Source organism: Pseudomonas edaphica (assembly GCF_005863185.1).
GTDB lineage: Bacteria > Pseudomonadota > Gammaproteobacteria > Pseudomonadales > Pseudomonadaceae > Aquipseudomonas > Aquipseudomonas edaphica.
In genome coordinates, this window is record NZ_VBVZ01000852.1 from 1 (window position 1) to 2,077 (window position 2,077).

At 63.3% G+C, this 2,077-nt stretch carries 2 protein-coding genes; one reads left to right on the forward strand and one right to left on the reverse strand.

Annotated features, from left to right (window positions below; all coding sequences use genetic code 11):
- Positions 1 to 26: 26 nt before the first annotated feature.
- On the forward strand, positions 27 to 1,340 hold the full coding sequence (trhP, locus tag FEM54_RS31310) for a prephenate-dependent tRNA uridine(34) hydroxylase TrhP (protein WP_138454146.1): 1,314 nt from the start codon (positions 27 to 29) through the stop codon (positions 1,338 to 1,340).
- A gap of 65 nt (positions 1,341 to 1,405) precedes the next feature.
- Here trhP and FEM54_RS31315 read toward each other — a convergent pair.
- Positions 1,406 to 2,077, reverse strand: a 672-nt coding sequence (locus tag FEM54_RS31315; RefSeq protein WP_240792832.1) for a methyl-accepting chemotaxis protein, incomplete at its 5' end; no start/stop codon positions are given.

The window sequence follows — 2,077 nt, forward strand, 5'->3', positions numbered from 1 at the left end:
CTCGCGACCTTTTGCGACCCGAGCCCATGCCCCCCGTGATTGCCCCCGAACTACTCGCCCCCGCCGGCACCCTGAAAAACATGCGCTATGCCTTCGCCTACGGCGCCGATGCGGTCTACGCCGGCCAGCCGCGCTACAGCCTGCGGGTGCGCAATAACGAGTTCGACCACGCCAACCTCGCACTCGGCATCCAGGAGGCGCATGCACTGGGCAAGCGTTTCTACGTGGTGGTCAACATTGCCCCGCACAACGCCAAGCTCAAGACCTTCCTCAAGGATTTGGCCCCGGTGATCGCCATGGGGCCGGACGCGTTGATCATGTCCGACCCAGGCTTGATCATGCTGGTACGCCGTCACTTCCCGTGCGTGCCGATTCACTTGTCGGTACAGGCCAATACGGTGAATTGGGCCAGCGTCGAGTTTTGGCAGCAGCAAGGTATCTGCCGGGTGATTCTGTCGCGGGAATTGTCACTGGAAGAAATCGGCGAAATCCGCCAACAGGTGCCGGCCATGGAGCTGGAAGTGTTTGTGCACGGCGCCCTGTGCATGGCCTATTCCGGGCGCTGTTTGTTGTCCGGCTATATGAACAAGCGCGATGCCAACCAAGGCACCTGCACCAACGCGTGCCGCTGGAAATACTCGGCCACGCCGGCGGTGGAGAACGCCACGGGCGATATCGTCCAGCAGTGTGAACCGACCTTGGGTATCGGCGCGCCGACCGATCAGGTGTTCCTGCTGCAGGAAGCCAACCGCCCGGATGAGCAGATGCCCGCCTTCGAAGACGAACACGGCACCTACATCATGAACGCCAAGGACCTGCGCGCCGTGCAGCACGTGGAGCGCCTGGCGCACATGGGCGTGCATTCGCTGAAGATCGAAGGGCGCACCAAGTCCCACTTCTATTGCGCGCGCACCACCCAGGTGTATCGCCAGGCCATTGACGATGCGGTGGCTGGCCGTGCGTTTGACCGCAACCTGATGACTGATCTTGAGTCCCTGGCCCAACGCGGCTACACCGAAGGTTTCCTGCGTCGCCATGTGCACGACGAATACCAGAACTACCAGAACGGCAGCTCGGTGTCGGAGCGCCAGCAGTTTGTCGGCGAATTGACCGGCGAGCGCCGGGGCGAACTGGCCGAGGTCAAGGTGAAAAACCGCTTTGCCGTGGGTAATCATCTGGAATTGATGACACCGGCCGGCAACTTTCACTTTGACCTGACCAACCTGCACAACGCCAAGGGCGAGGCCATAGACGTGGCGCCGGGGGATGGGCACACGGTGTATGTGCCACTGCCGAGCGACATGGACCTGCGCTTCGGCCTGCTGATGCGTGACGTCTAACGCAGGGGCGGTGGCAGGCCTATTTGTATCAGCGCTAGGCAAACATACGCTGAGGCCAGGGTTGATCAGATCCTGAACTGCCCCACCAACTGCCCCAGGCGCTGGCCCAGGTCCGCCAGGCTGCGCGAGGTTTGCGCGCCCAATTGGGTTTCATCCGCCACGCTGTCCACCGCCACGGCAATCTGATGCACGCTGCGGTTGATCTCTTCGGCTACGGCGGTCTGCTCTTCGGCGGCGCTGGCGATTTGCGCGTTCATCGAGTTAATGGTGCCGATCAACTGCGCCATGGTATCCAGCGACGCGCCGGCTTGGTTGGCCTGGGCCGAAGTGCCATCACCGGCATCGCTGGAGCGGCGCATGGCATCCACGGCGGCGACGGTGCCTTTTTGCAGGCGGTCGATCATGCCCTGGATTTCCTGGGTGCTGGTTTGCGTGCGACTGGCCAGCGCACTCACCTCGTCGGCGACCACCGCAAACCCGCGACCAGCTTCGCCTGCCCGTGCGGCTTCGATGGCGGCGTTGAGCGCCAGCAGGTTGGTCTGCTCGGCAATCGAGCGGATCACGCCGAGCACGCTGACGATCGACGACACGTCCTGCTGCAAGCTGTCGAGGGACACGCCGCTGCTGCGGATGTCGTTCACCAGCGCATGGATCTGCGCGATGCTGCCATCCACTACCCGCTTGGCGGCCTGGCCTTCAGCGTCGGTCTGTTGCGCGGCCACCGCAGCGCCCTGGGC